Source organism: Kitasatospora sp. NPDC005856 (assembly GCF_040629945.1).
Lineage (GTDB): Bacteria > Actinomycetota > Actinomycetes > Streptomycetales > Streptomycetaceae > Kitasatospora.
This window is the reverse complement of record NZ_JBEXWT010000049.1, coordinates 47901-67422: the sequence shown is the minus strand read 5'-3', so window position 1 is coordinate 67422 and position 19522 is coordinate 47901. Positions and strand designations below refer to the sequence as shown.

General features: G+C 70.9%; 14 protein-coding genes, 2 pseudogenes and 1 CRISPR repeat array. Of the genes and pseudogenes, 8 read left to right on the top strand and 8 right to left on the bottom strand.

From position 1 onward, the window contains the following. The 7 genes and pseudogenes from ABZ449_RS26240 to ABZ449_RS26210 form a co-directional block, all read left to right on the top strand. Nucleotides 1-192, top strand: a 192-nt coding sequence (locus ABZ449_RS26240) for a transposase (RefSeq protein WP_360350508.1), incomplete at its 5' end; no start/stop codon positions are given. 1121 nt (nt 193-1313) lie between these two features. After that, a complete protein-coding gene (locus tag ABZ449_RS26235; RefSeq protein WP_359912580.1) occupies nt 1314-1607 on the top strand; it encodes a hypothetical protein in 294 nt (97 codons plus the stop codon). 28 nt (nt 1608-1635) lie between these two features. Beyond that, nucleotides 1636-2898 carry a hypothetical protein gene (locus ABZ449_RS26230; protein WP_360350506.1) on the top strand — a complete coding sequence of 421 codons (1263 nt, stop codon included), beginning with the start codon at nt 1636-1638 and terminating at the stop codon, nt 2896-2898. A 14-nt stretch (nt 2899-2912) separates the two neighbouring features. Continuing rightward, complete coding sequence (locus tag ABZ449_RS26225) at nt 2913-3941, top strand: hypothetical protein (RefSeq protein WP_360350504.1); 1029 nt, start codon at nt 2913-2915, stop codon at nt 3939-3941. A 17-nt stretch (nt 3942-3958) separates the two neighbouring features. Beyond that, nucleotides 3959-4681 carry a hypothetical protein gene (locus ABZ449_RS26220; protein WP_360350501.1) on the top strand — a complete coding sequence of 241 codons (723 nt, stop codon included), beginning with the start codon at nt 3959-3961 and terminating at the stop codon, nt 4679-4681. 39 nt (nt 4682-4720) lie between these two features. Further along, nucleotides 4721-5197 (top strand): annotated as a pseudogene (locus tag ABZ449_RS26215) (sucrase ferredoxin); the annotation flags it as partial. Between the two features lie 185 nt (nt 5198-5382). Then, a pseudogene (locus tag ABZ449_RS26210) lies at nt 5383-6180 on the top strand (IS5 family transposase). Nucleotides 6181-6188: 8 nt separating this feature from the next. On the opposite strand, the gene ABZ449_RS26205 reads toward ABZ449_RS26210, so the two are convergent. The 4 genes from ABZ449_RS26205 to ABZ449_RS26190 form a co-directional block, all read right to left on the bottom strand. Then, nucleotides 6189-6467 (bottom strand): hypothetical protein, encoded by a 279-nt coding sequence (locus tag ABZ449_RS26205; protein ID WP_360350498.1) that lies wholly within the window; start codon nt 6465-6467, stop codon nt 6189-6191. A 168-nt stretch (nt 6468-6635) separates the two neighbouring features. Further along, nucleotides 6636-6908: a CRISPR direct-repeat array (repeat unit 29 nt; unit sequence CGGGTCACCTCCGCGCGGGCGGAGCGGAC). Between the two features lie 243 nt (nt 6909-7151). Then, nucleotides 7152-7499, bottom strand: a complete 348-nt coding sequence (locus tag ABZ449_RS26200) for a hypothetical protein (protein ID WP_360350495.1) — start codon at nt 7497-7499, stop codon at nt 7152-7154. 463 nt (nt 7500-7962) lie between these two features. After that, complete coding sequence (locus ABZ449_RS26195) at nt 7963-8487, bottom strand: HD domain-containing protein (protein ID WP_360350492.1); 525 nt, start codon at nt 8485-8487, stop codon at nt 7963-7965. A gap of 559 nt (nt 8488-9046) precedes the next feature. Next, nucleotides 9047-10213 carry a hypothetical protein gene (locus ABZ449_RS26190; RefSeq protein ID WP_360350489.1) on the bottom strand — a complete coding sequence of 389 codons (1167 nt, stop codon included), beginning with the start codon at nt 10211-10213 and terminating at the stop codon, nt 9047-9049. A 205-nt stretch (nt 10214-10418) separates the two neighbouring features. Here ABZ449_RS26190 and ABZ449_RS26185 point away from each other — a divergent pair, with 205 nt between their 5' ends. Further along, entirely contained in the window at nt 10419-10859 is a 441-nt protein-coding gene (locus ABZ449_RS26185) for a hypothetical protein (RefSeq protein WP_360350486.1), read from the top strand. Between the two features lie 96 nt (nt 10860-10955). On the opposite strand, the gene ABZ449_RS26180 is transcribed toward ABZ449_RS26185, so the two are convergent. From ABZ449_RS26180 to ABZ449_RS26165, 4 genes are all read right to left on the bottom strand, one after another. Continuing rightward, on the bottom strand, nt 10956-14909 hold the full coding sequence (locus ABZ449_RS26180; protein ID WP_360350483.1) for a TIR-like protein FxsC: 3954 nt from the start codon (nt 14907-14909) through the stop codon (nt 10956-10958). Then, entirely contained in the window at nt 14906-16003 is a 1098-nt protein-coding gene (locus ABZ449_RS26175) for a MoxR family ATPase (RefSeq protein ID WP_360350481.1), read from the bottom strand. The genes ABZ449_RS26180 and ABZ449_RS26175 overlap by 4 nt, the downstream gene beginning before the upstream one ends. Nucleotides 16004-16064: 61 nt before the next feature. Next, nucleotides 16065-18068, bottom strand: a complete 2004-nt coding sequence (locus ABZ449_RS26170; RefSeq protein ID WP_360350478.1) for a hypothetical protein — start codon at nt 18066-18068, stop codon at nt 16065-16067. Beyond that, on the bottom strand, nt 18065-19465 hold the full coding sequence (locus ABZ449_RS26165; protein WP_360350475.1) for a hypothetical protein: 1401 nt from the start codon (nt 19463-19465) through the stop codon (nt 18065-18067). The genes ABZ449_RS26170 and ABZ449_RS26165 overlap by 4 nt, the downstream gene beginning before the upstream one ends. Between the last annotated feature and the right edge of the window lie 57 nt (nt 19466-19522).

Sequence of the window (19522 nt, the reverse complement as noted above, 5' to 3'; positions counted from 1 at the left end):
AGGGGATTTGTCGTCCAACCCCGCCGCTGGGTGGTCGAACGCAGCTTTGGATGGCTCATGAACCACCGGCGCCTGGCCCGCGACTACGAGGCCCTACCCGAACGCTCCGAAGCCATGGTCCACGTCGCAATGATCGCCCTCATGACCCGCCGACTCACCGGCGAAACCACCCCGACCTGGCGCGGAACCTGAGCCTCGAAACCAGGGACGAAACGCCCAGTTAGTGCGCGCCGCTGGGCTTCCTGCCGAAGGTCTACCACCGCTTCGAAAGCCCCGGCGGCGCAGTCGTCCCCGACGGCCTGCTGCGCTACGTCGCCCGCAACGTGCACTGGAGAACAGCGTCGTTACGACAAGCAAGCCGGCCCCGGCCGCGCACCACCCTCTCCCTGCCCCTGCCCCTGCCCCTGCCCCAACGGTCTCGGGTGGGTTACCGATCAGGATCAATGAGCATGAGGAACCTTTGGCCTAGCCCGGCAGCTTTCTAATCGATGACGCACAGTCAGACCTGCGGTTTTCCCATAGACTCGCCAAAAGATCTTCAAGAAACCGCCCATGACGTGCCATCCGAAGGTGAAACATGCGAATCAAAGATTTCTAGCCCAGCCTTGCGGCAAGGGATCGGCGGCGCGGCAGAGCCGGTGTCGACAGGGCAAACGGTACGGCAGCCCGAGATCTGGCCGTTAATGTGTCCGGGACCGGGGCGGCCTCGGATCTGGGTCCTCTTGCCTGATCGAAGATGGAGATACCCCGTGCGACAGAAGATCATTGCATTTGAAATACTGACCGGATTCCTGATCGCGGTCGTCGAGATATCTAGCCCACCTTTACAGGGCCAGCCGATTTCTTGTCGGCTTGTCTCTGATCGCAGCTGCAACTGTTCTTCATCTCGTGGAGCAAAGAAGCATTAGACGCACCGTTCGGGGCGTTCGCCCCTGGGACGTGGACTTCGAGGCCGCCCTCCACCGGCACGCCGAAACCCTCACCGTCAGCCGGTGAGGTCTCGGCGTGCCGGGCCTGCGTATCCAACTCGCCGACGCGGACGGGGGTCGGCCAGGTGGCGCCAGCGGCCGAACCAGGGATCAGCTCCACGTGCTCGGCCCTGTCGGTGGGGTCGAGATGACCGCGCTCAAGGCGGAACACGGGGCGCGACGTGCATCCGCTACCCCTCCGCTCTTCCCCCGCCCGCGTCCGTCCGACCGGGAACGCGGAAGGCGATCTCCAATTCCCCGGCACGGCTCGAACTTCGCCCACTTATAGGTTATTTATCAAACAGGTGCTCCATATCGCATCACACACCATGGGGGGACGGGGAGTTGGCCGAAGAGTTCAAGATCGACATGGGCCGGATGAGAACGGTGTCCAAACAGCTCGACGAATGCGGCAACCGCATGGGGGCGGTCGCCAAGAGCCTCGAAAACCTCGGAAAGGGCAAGCAGTTGGGCACCGAGCGGCTCGACTCGGCCTGCAAGGGCTTCGAGGACCACTGGCACGGCGGCATCGGCCGGATGGCCAAGCTCGCCCACGGCCTGCGCGAGGGCCTGGACGCCTCGCTCAAGAACTACGGGGACAACGAGCAGGGCACCGCCAAGGGCCTCGGCGCGACCTGAGCCAACACCCAGGGGACTGACTTCCACCATGAGTGACAAGAACTGGCCGGGCCTCGGCTTCTGCCCGGCCCCGGGGGACCTCCCGGCCATCGCCAAGATGTACGCGGACGTCGACGCCGTCGCCCGCGAACTGGAGGAACTGCGCCACGCGCTCGCCGACCTCGGCTCCGAGGGCAGCGCCTGGCAGGGCGAGGCGGCCCGCAACTTCGCCGGCAAACTGGGCGAACTGCCCAAGTACCTCACCCAGGGCCACGAATCGATGGCCGCCTGCTCCCGGGCCCTCAAGGCCTGGCACACCCAGCTCACCGGACTGCTCTCCACCGGCCGGACCATGGAGGCCCAGGCCGTCGAACTGCGCTCCCGACTGGGCGACATGAACGTCCAGTGCGACAGCGCGGGAAAGGCCCTCGACGCCTCCGCGCAGTCCACCGACGCGGCGGCCCGGACGAAGGCCAAGGCCGACTTCGAGGCCAAACTCCAGGCCCAGCAGCAGCTCGCGCACCAGCTCGACGAGGTGATCGCGAACGGCCACAAGCAACTCGCGGATCACAAGAACAAGGCCGAGGCGGCCGCCAAGGCGATCATGGAGGCGTCCCGCCACCACCCGCCGGACCCGAGCTTCCTCAAGCGGATGCTGGACAAGGTGGAGCACGCCTGGCAGAAGTCGCTGGACTTCCTGGCCGAGCACGCCGACGACCTGTCCAAGATTTCGGCCGGACTGGCGATCGCGGCCCTGGTGATCCCCGGGGCCGGCCCGATCCTGGGTGCCGCGGCCATGCTGACCAGTGCGGCCGCGATGGCCGGGCACGGCATCGCCAAGTCCCGCGGACAGGACGTCTCCTGGCTGAAGATCGGAATGGACGGACTCGGGGTGATCCCCGGTGTCGGCGCCATCAAGGGCTTCGCCACCGCCGGAAAGTCGATCACGAAAGTTCAGGGTGTGGGCGTCGTCAACAAGGTGGTCCGGGCCCCGATCAAGAACATCAGGACGTCGGTGGCCGCCGAGGGAGCCGGCGCTGCCGAGCGCACCTCGGCCGCCGGCGCAGGCCTGTTCGAGAAGACCGTGAACCCGATATCGACCAAGGCCATCGTCGGCGGGCTCAAGAAGGCAGGCGTCGAAGTGGATCCCCGCGCGGTCACCATCACGAACAAGGCGAACGGACTCGCCTACGGCTTCTACCAGGACGAGAAGAAGGAGAAGGCCCGGGAGTCCCACGTCGAGGCCCCGGGACCGCTCCCGAAGCCCGCGTACCGACCGGCGTCCGCACCGTTCCTGAACGCCGTCGGCTGAGAGAGGAGCAGCTCATGGTCAAGGACCTCCATGTGACGCTGCCGGTTTCGGGCGGACAGCTCGCCGCCGTACCCGAGGTCGCCGAGGCGGCGCGGCGGGCCGAAACGCTCTACGGGGTCACCCTGTTGAACGACGACGTGGCCCGCAACGTGGTGATCAAGCACCTGCGGAAGCGGGATCAGCAGGACTGGCACGACGAAGCCGCGGGTCTCCTCGTCCTCGGTGGCATCGTGGTCTCCTTGGTCACCGGCAACTGGGCAGCGGCGATCCTGGGGATTCCGGCCGGAATCGCGGTCTGGCTGCGGGGCACGGGCCGCAGCTCCAGCAAGCAGACCGCCTCGGTGCACTTCACCGCGTACATCGGGCTGCTGAACCACGCCAGGCGCGCGGGGCTGACGGTCCGGATTCCCGCCGAGTGGGGAGCCGATGCCGATCGGGCCGTACGGGAGGAAGGTGCCCGGGCCGCTCCGCAGCCACCGACCGCACACCCCACCGGTCCGGTCCCGTACACCTCCCCGGTTCCCCCGCCCGGCGTCGCCGCGCAGCCCGGCTCGTGGTGGCCGGCCGGCGCCGTGATCGACCCCAAGTTCCCGGTGCTGCCTCCGGCCGCGCTCGCACAGCACTGGGCACTGGCCGGCCGGGCCCGTGAACTCGGGGCTCCGTACGGTGTCGACTTCCTGGACGAGCAGGCGGTCCGGGGGCTGCTCACCGCGCAGAAACGCACCGTCCGCCGGAGATCGACGTGGAGCAAGATCTTCGCCCTGGTCCTCGTCGTGTCCGTGATGGTCGGTGTTCTCGGCTCGGACTTCACCTACTCCGAGCAGCGCCGGCAGTCCATCCTCGTCATCGGCGGCCTGGTGGCCACCTGTGCGCTCACCGCCCTCCCCGCGCTGAAGACGCACTGGACCTGGCGCCGCTCCGGCCTGCGCGACCGGGCCGCCGCCTACCTCGACCTGCTCGTCGAGGCCCGCGCGTACGGCGTCCCGGTCCCCGTCCCGCCGTCCTGGCTGGACGTCCGCAACCGGATCCGCAAGCCCTCATGACCGCCGTGGAAGGCCCGATGTCCGACATTCCGACAGCCACCGAGGACACCCGGCTCCAGATCCGCTTCGTCGTCCCGCCCGCCTTCCACGAGGTCCCGGTGCTGGGCACCGACGACCAGGTGGCCGAGGAGCTCTGGGAGCTGGTCTGCGAGGTGCTGGCCTCCCATTCCGAGGAGACGCGGGTGCGCTGGGCCGTGGCGCTGGCCGAGCTGATCCCGCCGATGGCCGAGGCCGGGGTGATCCACGCCGGGATGTGCCTGGTGGACGTGGACGGCCGCCCCAGCACGGCGTCGATCGTGGCCTCGGTGTGCCCCCTGGTCGGCACCGAGTACCCGGGCGCGGTGGACTTCCTGCTCACCCGCCTGGCCCTGTCCCGACCGAAGGCGGAGGTGACGGCGATCGAGCTGCCGGCCGGGCGGGCGGTGGCGGTGATCGACGCCGTGGCGACCCCGGTCGACGACGGGTCGACCCCGCTGGACGGCCTGGCGGTCCCGCTCGTCGACGGGACGCTGACCACCTCGGTGATCCAGGTGCACCTGCCGCTGCCGAACGAGTCCCAGCTGCTCTCGCTGGAGTTGAGCACCCCGTGCCCCGAGGACTGGGTGCTCTACTCGGAGCTGTTCGCCGATGTCGTCCGCAGCATCCACCTGGAGTTCGCCGACCTCCCGACCGTCTCCGAGCCGCTGTACGACACGGTGGACGAGGAGGTGGCACAGCGGGTGAGGGCCGCGTTCGGGTGAGCCGGGTGAGGGTGATCAGGTGAGGGTAGCCTTGCCGGGGTGAGCACCTGTGCGACCGTGTCGCGTGAACTTTCGGAGCCGCTGGCAGCGACGGCGGCGGTGGCGACCACCTGGCTGCTGGTGGAGCAGAACGGGCCGTGGGGCGCGAAGGCGCTGGGTGAGAGCCACCTGGACGCGGCGGTCGGGCGGGCGCTGGAAGCGGCCGCGGCGGGGACGGGCGTGCGGGTGGCCCTGATCCGGCGGCCCGGACGGCACGCCGACTGCCTGCCGACCGCACGCCACGAGGTCCTCGTGGCGCACACGGTGCCCGGCCGCGGCTGGGTGCGCCGGGCGGGGGTGGCGGATCCGGCAGAGCTGCTGGATCTGGACTTCGCGGCGCTGGGCGCCGGTGACCACACCGGCTTCGGAACGGAGCACGTCGGCGGCCCGGTGGCCCTGGTGTGCACCAACGGGCGGCGCGACCGCTGCTGCGCCCTGCTGGGCCGTCCGCTCGCGGCGGAGCTGGCCGCGGCCGGGCACAGCAAGGTATGCGATGTCCCCCACCACAGCGACAACTGGCGGAGTGCAGATACCCAACCCTGACGCCGGCCACGCTCCCTCCGGACGACGTACCCGGGTGATCGAACGCCCACCACCTACTCGGTCGGTGGCTACTAAGAAGTCATCTCATTTGGGCAACTGGGTAGGCTTCGCGGGTGGTGATCGTGGAGCGCCTGGTGCCGGACGAGTTGTGGGAGCTGTTCCAGTTGGTGGTGCCGACTGCGCCAACACGTCCGCAGGGCGGTGGTCGGCGGCGGTACGGGGATCGCGAGGTGCTTGCGGCGATTGTGTTCGTCACGACGTCGGGATGCACGTGGGCTCAGTTGCCACCGTGCTTCGGGCCGTCCGGCCCGACGGGCCCACCGGCGCTTCACCGAGTGGAGCAAGGCCCGGGTGTGGGCCAAGCTCCACCGGGTGCTGCTGGACGAGCTCGGCAGCCGCGGCGAGCTGGACCGGTCCCGCTGCGCGATCGACTCGGTCAACATGCGCGCCCTGAAAAGGGGGAGCTGACGGGTCCGAATCCTGTGGATCGGGGCAAGTATGGTTCGAAGATCCACTTGCTCACCGAACGTACCGGCCTGCCACTTTCGCTCGCAATCTCAGGCGCTAACGTCCACGACAGTCAGGCCCTGATCCCGCTCACCGAAGCCATCCCGCCGATCCGCTCGCGACGCGGCCCCAGACGGCGCAGGCCCGGCAAACTGCACGGTGACAAGGCCTACGACCATCGCTTCATTCGTTCCTACCTGCGGCGACGCCAGATCACCGCCCGCATCGCCCGCCGCGGCATCGAGTCCTCCACGCGCCTTGGCCGGCACCGCTGGGTGATCGAGAGGACCATGGCCTGGTTGGGCGGCTTCCGCCGGCTCCACCGGCGCTACGAACGCAAGGCCGACCACTTCGCCGCCTTCGCCAGCATCGCCGCAGCCCTCATCTGCTACCGCCAGCTCGCCAGGTGAAATGGCTGTTAGGGCTGCTCCCAGTGGATGTGGCGCAGCCCGAGGTCGTCCAGCAGGTACGTCGCGTCGTCCCGGCGGATCGCATCAGCCGCGGCGATTGCCTCCAGTTCGCCCAGGAGGCGATCGCGGTCCCCTGCGGGCAGCTGCCTTAGCCAGTGCACGATGCGGGGGAAGTCCATGTCCAAGTTGGCATAGTCGAGCGAGACCAGGATCGCGGCACACACGCTCTCGTAGGTCGCTGGATTCGCGCTCTTGAGAGCTTCCGGCTCTCCCCGCTCGCTGGACATGGGACGCACTATACGTCTCCGGGAGGGGCGACCCTGCCGAGTTCATCCGCTCCTACCTGTCCTGGCGGAAGGCCGAGCACTTCGCTGCCTTCGCCAGCATCGCCGCAGCCCTCATCTGCTATCGCCGACTCGCCAAATGAGATGACTTCTTAACGGGATCACTGCTACCGGGTCACCTCCGCGCGGGCGGAGCGGACCCCAACGGCGACCCGGTGCTGACCGCCGTCAGCGGGTCACCTCCGCGCGGGCGGAGCGGACGACGCCGTGCCGGGCAGCAGCACCGTGTCGGCCGGGTCACCTCCGCGCGGGCGGAGCGGACGTCGGTGGTGCGGGTGTCGTAGCGGGCACGGACGGGTCACCTCCGCGCGGGCGGAGCGGACGCGTGTTCTGCCAGGCCGGCCGACCTGTTGATCGGGTCACCTCCGCGCGGGCGGAGCGGACCCCGCCGACCCGGCGGTGTGAATGTCACCGCGCGGGCGAGTTCACCGAGGCCGGGCCACCGGTTCGGCACCGAAGAACTCCGGCCCGTACGCCACCTGCGCCAGCCTGGCCGAACGGCGCGCCTCCCACCACGTACGCACACCGCGATCATCCACCACAACACGACCCGACGGATACGAAACGACCCGACTCTCCCGCACCGCCGGGAGTCCGGGCGCACGAATCGGGCGCCAGCAGGCGCCCTCAGCCGAAGTCCTGGACCACCACACTGCATGCCAGGCCACACATCACGCTCACGGCGGACGCGGCGAAGCGCCATGCAGCCCAGCGCGTCCGGGGCGGCAGTGTCCAGGCGACCGTGAGGAGTATGAACTGCGCGCCCATCAGGCCGTAGGCGACGTTGTACTGCAGGCCCCAGTCCCGCCCACAGGCGCCCCGTGGCATGCACTGGTCGACGTCGACCGCGCGCACCAGTGCGACGGACCAGTAGAGGATCTGGCAGAGCGGCAGCAGCACCGTCGCGACGAGCGGAAACTTCCACGCGTCGCGGTGGTGCGGTGCCGGAGCGGATCCGGCCGGGAGGGTGTCCATGGACCGATTCCACTGCACCGGGCAGGAACTGGCATGAGCGCGGCTACTCAGTCGGGGCGGATCGGGTACCCAGTTCCCTGGCCTCCCGGCCGAGCCCGGACCGCGGCCGCCCGTCGCCGATCGGCTGGCCGCCCCCGCCACCAGCGTGACCCGCTCGCCCATCGCCGGCTCCGGTAGCGTGGCGGCGAGGGGACTGCCGGTGACGACACCGGCGTCGAGGCCGTCCGCCACTTCGCCGGACGTGTTCGGGTCGGTGCCAGTCGTGTGTACGACCAAGTGCGCCGGGTCTTCCGGCCGATGGCGGTAAGCGGCGCCGGGCAGTTGTCGGCAGCAGCCGTGCTGCCGTCGGCCCGGTACCGCCCCTTTGAGGGCGCCGAAGGAGGCCGCCTCTCCGTGTCAGGGAGGCGCGCCGCTCACGGGGGTTCGCGTCCCGAACCTCTCGACGTTGGGAACGGTCGATGAGTTAGGAGGAGAGCCGTTCGAGCGGGTTCTCGCCGAGCTTCCGGTCGAGCCCGCCGTCGACGAGGCGGCGGGCTTGGCTGTGCGGCTTGCGCGCGGCCTGATCCCGTACGCAGGCACCGAACTCCTCAGCAAGGTTGAGGCGCGGGTAGGTGCTTAGCACCTCGCGGCGGAAAGCGAGTGGGATGTCCTCGTCGCGACGGCCGGAGATGTCCAGTCCGGTCGCCGTCTCCAGCAGGTAGCCCTCGATGTCCTGTGCAGGGTCTACCTCAGGCCAGTTGTGCCGGACGATGACCTCGTTCACGCGGCGGCGCCGGTCAGCCGGCCAGCCGGCGCCGGCGGTGAGCGCCTCGCCAACGAAGCCGCCAGCCTCCTCGTAGCCGAGCGTGTGGTTGTCGTAGGAGGGGACAAGCCCGATGTCGTGCAGCAGAGCGGCTGTGTACAGCAGCTCATGGTCGATCCCGGTGCGCCCCTCGACAATCGCGAACGCCTCGGCCCAGAGCCAGGACCGCATGACGTGGTTAGCCATCGCAGGGCTGTGGAAGGCGTCGCACAGCGCTCGTGCGCCTCGGGCCGCGGCGGTGTCGGGCGGCGAGCAATCCGAGAGGCGCATGGAGGCTCCGAAGGTAGGGAAGAAGGACTTGATCAGCGTACCTCTGGTGGGACCGGCTGCGGCTCCCGACAGCGGAGTGGCCGTCATGCCGGTGCAACCGGCTCGGCGCCAGACCGGTCACTGGTGAGGCAACCTCGGGACGATCACCGCGGTCGGTCTCCCCGCGACGACTGGGAGAGCTTCGACCCTGCTGGCGTCGACCTGGACACGCCGGTCGATGCCGCCCTGCAGTTCTCCCTCTACACCGACGCCCTGCTCGTCGGGGCCGCCGACCAGGAACGCGAACGGCTCTCCGGTCTGATCTACGCCGCGTGCGACAGCGTGTTCAGCGCCTGGAAGGCGGACAAACAGCCTCTCCTCGCCGAGACCGTCCTGACGACCTCGAATGAGTTGACGGCCAGGGCGTGCTGTGGTCCGTCCGAGTGGACGTACCACAGCACGGCAAGACAAGAGATCTCGTCCACCCTGCCCCTGCTTATCCGGTGGGACCGGTCGGCGGTGGCACAACCAGGGAGTCGAGGGCCTGTTGGGCCCGGCCGAGGTTGTCCTTGCCGGCGCGGCGGAGGCCGGCCTTGGCGTACTTCTCGACCATGGTGGTGGACTTCCAGTCCTCGGTGATGACCAGGATCTCCGCCGCGCTGTAGCCCTGGGCGGCGAGGTCGGCGGGGACGCCGGCGCGCAGGCCGTGGCTGGTGGCGTTCTTGGCGTCGAAGCCGGGGGTGCGGGTGACCATGCGCTTGAAGGCACGGTTCACCGAGTGGCCGGTCATGCCGGTTCCGGAGACGGGGACGGGCATGAGCCGGCCCCAGCGGGTGATGCCGCGCAGCAGTGGCAACTGCGGTGTTGCTTGGCCGAGTTCGGCGAGCAGTGAGATGTAGGTGCGCACGACGGTGATCGCTACCGGGTCGCGGACGACGTACTCGCGGCCGGTGGACCAGTGGTCGTTCTTCGACATGCGCTTGCCGACGAGCATCTGCTCGGTGCCGTCCTCCAGGCGCTCGAAGACGATGGAGTCGATGCGGTAGGCCGCCTGCTCGGAGCGCCGGGCGCGGGTGCGGTAGCCGAGGTGCAGGATCGTGAGGTCGCGCCAGCGGGCGAGCGGTACGTCGGCGGTCGTGCCCTGCTGGAGGTGGGCGATGCGGGCGGCGTCGACGGGTGGGCTCGACTTCGGGGTGCGGCGGTCGCGGGCGTGTTCGGCGGCCTGCTTGCGGATCAGTTCGGCGGTCGCCTTCTTCGGTGGCCAGTTCTCGTACCCCGCACGGGCGTTGGCGTCGCGGATGGCGGCCATCGCCAGGCGCAGGGAGCTGACGGGCGCGCCCGTGCCGTCGCGTCCGCCGCGGCGCCGCAGGTGGGAGATGTAGGAGACCATGTTCGCCTCGCTGGTGCGCGGCCCGGGGTGGCGGCCGTTGTCGGCGCACCAGCGGGCGAAGTAGCGCCACTGTTCGGCGTAGGTCTGGCTGGTGCGTGCCGGCCGGGCGGAGGCGAGGTCGTCGGCCGCGTCCTCGGTCAGAATCTCGTTGGGGTCGACCCCCGCGGGCGCGAACGGCGCGAGGGCCTGAGTGTCGTCCACCAGCTCGGCGATGACGACCTCGGCGGAGCGTTCCACCAGGACGGGCAGGCCGTCCGACGCCTCGGCATCCACGGGCGCTCTCCTTCCGGCACGGCGGGCTGATGATCCGTCCGGGACAGCCTATCTGTATCAGGCCCTGTGTTGCGTCCTCTAAATCCAGTTAGAGGACGCAACACAGAAATTGATACACAAGAGGAGCCCGAGGCATGGGCATCGTCTAGGACACGTTTGCGGAGGTTATTTGTGTTCAGTGCTCCAAGCTGCCAGTGTTTCCCTCATGAAGATCACGATCACCGTGGAGAATCCGACCCCCGAGGTGCTCGAGAAGCTGCTCGCCCTCGCCACCACGCCGACGGCGGTCGTGACCGCGGTGCCCGACGACCGCTGGACCCCGGAGCGCGCCCGCTCGTACTACGACCGCCTGCCGCCCCGGGCCCAGCAGATCCTGATCCAGGTCGTCGAGGGCGAAGGCGAGTGCGGCGCCGACGAGTTGAAGGCGAACGGGCGGAGCCTCCGGGGCTCCACCGGCGCCTTCCGGCGCGTGCTCTCCGAGGGCAAGCGGACCGGTCTGTGGCCGGATGCCCTGCCCGTACCGCTGAGGTCCCACATCGTCGGTGGGCAGCTCAAGAAGCTTGAGATGCCCGGTTGCGGAAGCGAGCAGTATCCGCTCACGGCCTTCGAGGAGGCGTTGGGCGATCTGGTGCCCCGTGACCGTTGAATGCGTCCCATGGGCGCGAGGTGAGAACCGTTGTGTCAGGAGCCTCGTGTCATGGAAGCCGCGGGCATCCCAGAGGGCTGGCGAGGCAGGGGCTGTCTAGGTCGGCCCGCCGCCCGGCGATGCGTCATCCGCCCGGTCCCGGAGGTGTTCCCGCAGGCTCGGCCGCCGGGGCGGCGGCGGTTCCTCCGGTTCGGCCCGGGTGCGGCCCTCGAACGCGTACTTGGCCTTCATCGCCGCCCGGGGCAGCGCGTCGTCGAAGTCCTCCAGGGTGTGCAGCCCGGTCGGTCCGGTCGCGCCGAGGAAGCTCGGCCGGGTGGCCCGCCGGGTGATGCGCAGCGCATCATCGCTCAACTCGCTGAGATCATCGGCGAGTTCGCCGCATTCCGGGTCGTCCCTGTTGAACGGCTCCAGGATGCTCACCCAGGTGGCGTCCGAGCGGTCGAAGCGCCGGACCAGCTCGCGCCGGCCCGGGTCGCGCAACGCCCAGCGGTCGAGCAGCAGCAGGCCGGGGGCATCGTCATTGCGCTCGATGATCGACTCGGCCTTGTCGTCGAACTCGTGCACGGTCGGCTCGAACCCCAGCTGCCGGGCGAGGCGCGCCGCGTGCTGGGCGATCGGTGAGCCGTCCGGCCGATACGGGTGCCAGTCGGTGCGCCGCTCACCGTAGTAGTCCGGGCTGCGGTCGGCGGGCAACTCGTCCCGGCGGTCGGCGAGGACATAGATCCGCAGCTGTTTGGTCGGGGCGGTGGCGTTGAACGCGCTCGGGAGGCCGCTGATCTCCAGCCGCCGCCCGACGGGGATCACCGTCTCCTCGGCGACCTGCACGATCCGGGCCGCCAGCCGCTGTACGGTCATCTCGTAGGCGGGCCGGAGGTAGCTGAGCTTCATCAGCGCGTACAGGCCCTCGGTGGCGTAATCGGGTCCGAAGCTCTCGTGGTTGAACCGGAGTTCACTGGCCACCCCTGGCGGCCGGTAGCGGCTCATCGGTGCCCACAGCACCGGGACGATGCCGCTGGTGCGCTCCGAGTCGAGGTTCGCCGGGTAGACCGGCCGACGGGTGAAGGCGTGCCATTCCTGGCCGCACGGAACGCTGTTGAAGTACCTCGGAGAGTAGAGCGGTACGAACACCCGGCACGTGGCCAGTGCCTCGGATTGTTGCCTGGCCGACAGTTCGCCCTGTAGTGCGGGCTCGCTCATGAAGCCGACCGCGGCCCCGTCCGGAACGGCGGTGAGCTGCAGTACTGCTTCGCAGAGGTCCCGGTACAGGCTCCGGACCCAGTTGTTGGGATCGTTCGCCCCCGGTGCATCGGAAGCCCGAGTGTGGGGTGCGTAGGACAGGACGAAGTACGGCCGGACATCGTCCTCGTCCCAGCCGCGTTCCGAGCCGGCCGCCGCGACTGACCGGAGGGACCCGGGCAGCCGGGGCATCAGAGTGTCGCACCATTCCTCCACCAGCGGGTGAAGGGCGTAGAAGGTCTCGGTCGAGGTTGTCTCCTGCCAGGGCTGCAGCAGTCCTGTCGAGTCGCTGCCCTGTACGGCATGAGCGAGTGCGTCGGCGAACCAGTCGGACGGCAGTTGCCGGAACTGTTCATCGGACAGGTAAGCCTGTGCCCTGGTGGCCAGGGCGGACCCGGTCAGTCCGCGCCGGTGGCCGATCCGCATCGCGTCCAGCACCGCGTTCAGGAGCGCACGTACGGTGGGGGGCGCCTCGTCGAGCCGTCGGCGCAGCCACGGTGCCGCGGCCAGGAGCTGAATGACCCGCCGGTCCCAGGCGGCGACCCGGACGGCTTCGGCGAGCCGGGGGTCGGCTCGCCCGACGGCCGAGGCTTCCTGCGAGGTGAACCGATACGGAACGATCACCGTCTGGGCCGATGCCACCAGGGCCGACAGCCGGTCCTCTCCGAACCGCTCCCTGACGTATTCGAGGGAGTTGGCCCGCAACGTGCCCAGGAGCAGGACCGGGGCGCGGGTGGGACGCTCCCTGATCAGCCTCGTCAGCAGGTCGACCGCCGCCGCACCGGCAGGATCCTGGGCGCCGAACACCGATTCGGCGTCGTCGAGCCAGACCACCGTCCGTGGCGCGATCTCCGCCGTTCGGGCGCAGATGTCCAGTGCGCCGTCGGGCCGCCAGACCTGCCAGCCGTCGGGCAGCTGTCGCAGCGTCTCCAGACAAGCCCTGGTCCGCCCGGTGCCCCGAGCGCCGACCACCAGGACGGCGGTGCTGTGTCCGTCGACCGCGTGGCGTACCGCTCGTGAGAGCTCGTCGTCCAGGTCGCGTCGGTGGTAGGGGGTCAGGGCCGGCAGCCCTTCGGCTCCCGGGCGGCGTTCCGACGGTTCGACGCCCAGCAGCACCGGGTCTGCGAGCGCGTCGGCGACCGGGACGGTCTCGCTCGGTCGGGATGGTGCTTCCGCGCCCGCGACGGCGCTCTCGGCGAAGGGCAGTGCCCCGGGTGCCAGCGCGCGGCCCGTGGTGCCGTCGGCCACCCGGGCCGCCGGGAAGTCGGCGGGCGTGCCGCGGTGCGACCGTAGGTAGGCGGCCACTTGGTGGCGTACGGCGACGCGGATCCGCAGGACGTCCTCGCGGCGCTGGGCGCCGAGCAGCGCGTCGCGTACGCCGGGGAGGAACTCGAACTTCAGGTCGTCAGCACTCGTACCGGGGGCGGGCGCTTCCCATGGCGCGAGCAGACCGCCCAGCAGAACCTCGGCGAGGTGGCCGTGGTCGGACTGCGGGAGCATGGTCCGGCGGACGAGGGTCATCACGGGAAGGACGAGCGGTACGGCCGAGAGATGGCCCGCGAGTTCACGGGCGGGTGGCGAGGCGGTCTCACGGAACCGCCTCAGTGCCGCGGCGGCGGTCGCCGATGCCGCCGTGCCGTCCGTCTTCGGGAGCGCGTCCTCCCACTCCGGAACCAGGTCGGCATCGGCCTCCGGTCCCGGGCCGGAGCCCGTGCGGCCGGCCCCGTCGACGAGCAGGCAGCTCAGCCGGGCGCGTCGGCCGCTGCCGGACACCAGCGTGGCGAGAGCGGCAAGCCCCGACGGGTTCGGTTCGACGATCGGCACCGGCAGTGGGCGGCCGGCCGGTCCGGTCCCCCGGCGGCGGTGGACGCGTCCGCGGCGGCCGGGGGCGGTGCTCTCCCAGCGGGCGTTGGGCGCGGCCGGGGCGGTGGTGCGCAGCCACAGCGGGGACGGCCGGACGGCGCCGCGTGACCAGAGGCGTTCGGGCAGGACGTCGAGAACGGCGGCGGAGCCGTGTCGGGCCCAGCCGCGCAGTACCGCGTCCAGGGCCGGCTGTCCCCAGGCGCCGCCGACGGTGTCGGTGACCACCAGGACGAGCCGGTGCCCGGACGGGTCGGCGATCTCCTGGGGGCGGCGCGGCTCCCCGCCGGGGCGGGTGTACAGGACGGGGCTGCCGCCGGCCTCGGTGCCGCCGAGGTACCAGGTCCGTACGTCGCGGAAGACGCCGGTCTGGGTGACCACCCGGCGCAGGTCGGCCACGAGGTCGTGCCAGAGGACCATCGAGCGGTGCGTGTCGATGACGAGGGCGAGGTCCAGCCACCGGCCCGGCCTCGGACGCAGCACGGGGATGAGCATGCGCTGGTCGGCGCCGGCGCTGACGGTGGCCTCCTCGTCGAGCTCCGGTTCACCCCGGCTGTCGGCGACGGAGTGGCGTCCGAGCGGGCGAAGCGCGCGCATCACGGCGAGTGGGTCCGTCAGGGCGCCGGCGCGGGCGACGCGCACCAGGTCGCCGTGCCGGGAGCCGGGGCCCGCGGGGGCGGCGCTGTGGTCGGCCAGATCGGCTGTCGCGTAGTGTCGCTCGGTGCGGGCATCGGACCGTCCGCCGGGCTGGATGCCGGGCCGGCGTTGCAGAGGGGCGTTGTCGGACGGCTCCGGCGAAGGCCCGTCGGATCGGTCCGGGGGCTGCGGGCGCACGGCCGCGGAGCCGTCGAGGCAGCCGGCCAGCCAGACGATGTCGGCGAGTTCCTCGGGCGCCAAGCCGGCCGCCGAGGCGTTGTCGGCCTCGGCGAGCGCACGCAGCAGACGGTCGATCACGGTGCTGTCGGTCCGGTGAGTTTCTGCAGGACGGTGCCCAGGAAGGCATCGCGCTCCGTTGCGTCGGACCAGGCGCCGCTGAGCCTGAGCTGGACGGCGTTGAGCAGCTGGTCGGTCGCCAGATCGCCGTCGATCCTCCGCTCGTCGAAGGCATGGACCAGGTCGTGGAGCAGGTCCTGGCTCTCGGGGGCGAGATCGGCGGGCAGCCGGAGCCGCTGGCGGACGATCCGTTCGAGTTTGTCGGTCGAGGGTGGTTGGACGTGCAGGCGGATGCAGCGGCGCAGGAAGGGCGGGGGGAAGTCGCGCTCGTTGTTGCTCGTGAGAATGACGACGGGGAAGGCACTGCACTGAACACGCCCGCGGTCGATGACCACATCGGCATCGGCCGACGCGTCGGCGTCGTCGTCGGTGCCGATCCGCACCCGTGGCTCGCGGGCCGCCATCCTGACGAGTTCGGGGATCTCGAAGCCGCCCTCCTCGAACACGGTGAGCAGGTCTCCGGGAAGGTCGATGTCGCTCTTGTCGATCTCGTCCACCAGGAGGACCCGGGGGCGGTCCTGCGGCAGCAGTGCGGTGCCGAGCGGGCCGAGCCGAAGGTACGGGGCGATCGAACGATCGGGTGCGGCCGGGATCCCGGGGCCTGCCGGGGCGCCGGCCGGGTCGTGCGCGGGTGGTCGGCCGGCGTGCAGTTGCTGGAGGTTGGCGTCGTGCAGGCGGCTGATCGCGTCGTAGCGGTAGAGGCCGTCGCGCAGGCTGCTGCGGCTGGTGATCGGCCAGTACAGCACCGGACCCAGGCCGAGGTCGACGGCGATGCTGTAGGCGAGGGTGGACTTGCCGATGCCGGGCTTGCCGGTGACGAGCAGGGGCCGGCGCAGGTAGAGCGCCGTGTTGACGGTGTCGATCTCGGCCTCGTCGGGGACGTAGCCGGTGCCGCGTCGAACGGTGCGCTCCCAGGCCCGGCCGGTGTCGCCGGGCGGCTGGTAGTCCGGGTCCGGGGTGCCGTCGAAGTCGCGCCATGGCGGCTGTTTGGCCGCGAGGGCGGCGAGCCGGGCATCCGGTGTCCCTTCGCCCTGGTAGATCCACCAGTCCTTCACGTGCTGGTTCCTTCCCTTCGGCTCCGGGGTTCCCCACTGCGTCGGTCGCGGCAGTCGGGGGTCATGACAGCGATCCGGTCTGGGGCCGGTGCTCCGGGTCGTCCCAGAGCAGTCCCAGGCGCAGGCCCGCGGGGCACCCGCAGGGCCCGCCACCGATCCGCAGTTTCCGTACCACGGACGGCAGCTGACCGAGGTCGAAGTCCGGGCCTCCGGTGCCTTCGGCGGTCCAGAGCCAGGCGAGGACCGCCGCCAGGTCGTCCTCGGCCCGGTTGCAGGCGCAGGCCGGGTCGTGCGCCCCGTCCCTTTCGGTCCGTCGCCACAGGGCGATGGGCAGGCCGGCGTCGAGCAGGACCTCCAGCCGGTCGTGCAGCGGGGCGGTGTGCCGATCGAGCAGTGCGCAGACCGGGTGGCCGTCGGCCCCGAGCCGGTCGGCGAGCCCGTTGTCGATCGGCGCGCTGCCGGCGAGGGACAGGACGGCGTCCGACCGGCGGCCTCCGTGCTTGCGGTACCAGGCCCACTTGCGCCGCCAGCGGCGCCCGGACTGGTGGGTGCGCTCCTCTGGGCAGCGGACCACGACCTCGTACGTGCACCCGATCTCGCCCTGGCGGCTGCCGCGGGTCGGCAGCGGCCAACGCTCGAACTCCTCGTCGAGCAGGATCTCGGGGACGTGGAACTCGATGCGGCCCACCTCCTGGCCGGCCGGTGCCTCGAACAGCTGGTGGACCAGTTCCTGCTGGACGGTCGCCAGGGGGACCGGCGCGCCGGACTCCCAGAGCGTCTCGAACCCGTTCCGATAGATCCACATCCGTGCCAGGAAGGCGTCCTCGGCGGTGGACTCGGTGAGCCGCACGTGCAGTTCGGCCCGCCCGTCGCGCTCGGGCGCGGGAGGAGCCGGGACGGCGTCCGTGCCCAGTCGTAAGCCGGTGCGTCGGACCCAGTCGGCCAGCCGCTCGGCTTGTTCCCCCTCGCTCTGCCGGGCGGCGAGGTAGGCGACGAAAGCGAGCGGGAGCGGAAGCCTGCGGGTGCTGCTGCCGAGCCGCTGGTCGAGGTCGCGCACCACCGCCATCGGTTCGGTGGCGGGTAGTGCCGGGCCGGGCGGGGCGCAGCCGGCCGCCTCGAAGGCCCAGCAGTAGGCGTTGTAGGCCTCGGGCGGCAGGTCGGGGCCGGCGAGCAGCGAGCGCAGTTCCGTCCAGGCCTGCTCGTCGAGCGGTGGTGCGCCGGGTGGCGTTTCCGGCCATCCGGTGTCGATCAGTGGGTTGCCGTCCCACCCGGTGATGCGCCACTGGACCTCCTGGGGGATGTCGCCGCTCGTGGCGAGGTCGTCGTGGACCAGTCGGGCGATGTCGGGCAGGCTGCGGATGCTCTCGTCGAGGGTGCGCCCGGTGAGCCGGGCCAGCAGCGCCTCGGTGAGCCGGCCGCCGCCGGCGATGTTCTGTGCGGGCATGCCGGCGCGGGAGGCGTAGAGGGTGAAGGTCCGGCGGCTGCGTACCGGCCTGCCCTCGCCGTAGTCGTTGCGGCCGAAGGCGGAGCGGGTCCCGGAGCGGGGGTCGAGTCTGCAGGCGTCGCCTATCGAGACGATCCGGCGGAAGGCCTGGTGGACCTTGTTGGAGTTCCAGAACCGAAGGGCCGAGTCGAGGTCGAGATGTCGGATGGGCGTGGTGGAGGCATCGGCGAACGGCAGCAGCAACTGGTCCTGGTCGCCGGCGTAGCCGTGGCCGGCCCAGTAGATGAGCAGCAGGTCGCCGTCGTGCTTGGGCAGTTCGCGCAGCAGTGCGTCCTCGATCTCGGTGCCGGTGGCGGGGCGGTGGGCGGGCAGGGCGGAGACGTCGGGATGCTCCGAGGGGCGGCCCTGCGGGGGGACGGGCAGCGGTGAGAGGAACAGCCGGATGTTGGCTTCGGGTACCCCGGCCGGACCGGACAGCCACCGGGCGAAGCGTACGGCGTCCCGGGCGGGGCCGCGCAGGTCCCAATCGGTGCCCACTCGGTAGGATTCGATGCCCACCACGAGTGCGAAGACGCGTTCGGGCAGCAGGGATGGGAAGTCCGGCTGCGGCCGGTGGGTCACCCGGCGCCTCCCCGGGCCCTGTCCGGCCCGTCCTGCTGGGGAGAGTGACCGGGCGCGTCGGCCAGCGCGGTGGCGATCCGGTCGTAGAGCGCGGGCAGGCCGAAGTAGGCGCTGTGGGAGTACGGGAACGGCTGTCGACTGGTCACCTCATGGTCGGCGATCCGCTCGTCGCCGGGGAAGACGGGGCCGGCACGGTAGCCGAGGAGATCGTTCGGGTCGTAGATGTTCAGCCAGTCGGGAAAGCCGTCCGGCAGGGCGGCACCGGGTTCCAGACTGTGGAGGGCACCCAGTTCGTGCAGATAGGGGGCCTGGGAGCCGACCGTCACCAGGAGGCGCAGCCCGTCGGGGACCTCCTGGCGGGAGGCCGCCAGTGCCAGGAGGTCGACCAGCGCGATACCCCCGAGACTGTGGCCGATGACCACCGTCGGCCCGGGGGCGGCCGCGATCCGCTCGGCCAGGTAGCGGCGGAGCGGGCCGCCGCGCGCCTGGTAGCGCAGGATGTCGCCCAGCGCGGGGGTGAGCCCCACCGTCAGGGTGCCGCGGTGACGGTTCAGCAGGTACTGGCCGCCCATGCGCATCCCGAGCTTGCCGAGGACACCGGCGGCCCGGCCGAGGGGACCGCGGGCGGTACCGCCGAGGAGGTCGGCGAGGAGCTCGACCACACGGTCGCGTTCATCGGCGGTGCACGGCGTGGCGGGACCGGCCGCGGCGAGGAGCGCGGCGGTGACCGCGCGGGCGGTCGCCGCGGTCAGCTCGGCGGCGGTCGCGGGATCGACGGCCCGCTCGCACGCCTCGTCGAACTCCGGTGAGTCCGCGACCTGCCGCAGCGCGGTCCGCAGATGTGTGGCCAGCCCGATGGACACCAGCAGACCGGACAACTCGCGTGCGGCCGACGCGGCCACGTCGTGGGACGTGCCGTCCACCGGTGTTCCGCCAGCAGCTCCGGCCGGGGAAGGGCGCTCCGGTGAGCCGGTCAGCACCCCGTCCGCCAACCCGGCCAGCGCGGCGGCCACGGCCGCGCCGGGCGAACGGAACCCGGGTGACTCGAACCCCTCGTCCTCGACGGGCAACTCGGCCAGGACCCGGAGCTCGCACAGGGGATCGACGTACAGCAGCGTCCAGCCACCGTCGGATTGGCTCACCAGCGTCTCCGGACCCGGCACGACCGGTCCGCCGCATCGCTGGTCGGGAGAGGTGGGGAGAGACGGCGAAAGGCCCGGGAACCCCGGGATCGAGGCACCGCCCGCGCCGAGCGTCGCACCGTGGTCGTCGCCCCAGTAACAGGGCACCGTCTCGGCGTCCGGGAACCGGGCCAGGAGTTCACGGGAGACCCGCTCGAACAGCGGGTCGTAACCGTCCCGTCGTACGCCGGTGCCGTGCACGAACAGGAACCGCATGCCACCCCCACGCCTACCCGCATCCCGTGTCCGGACAGCACCCTAGCGCTGCGCGAG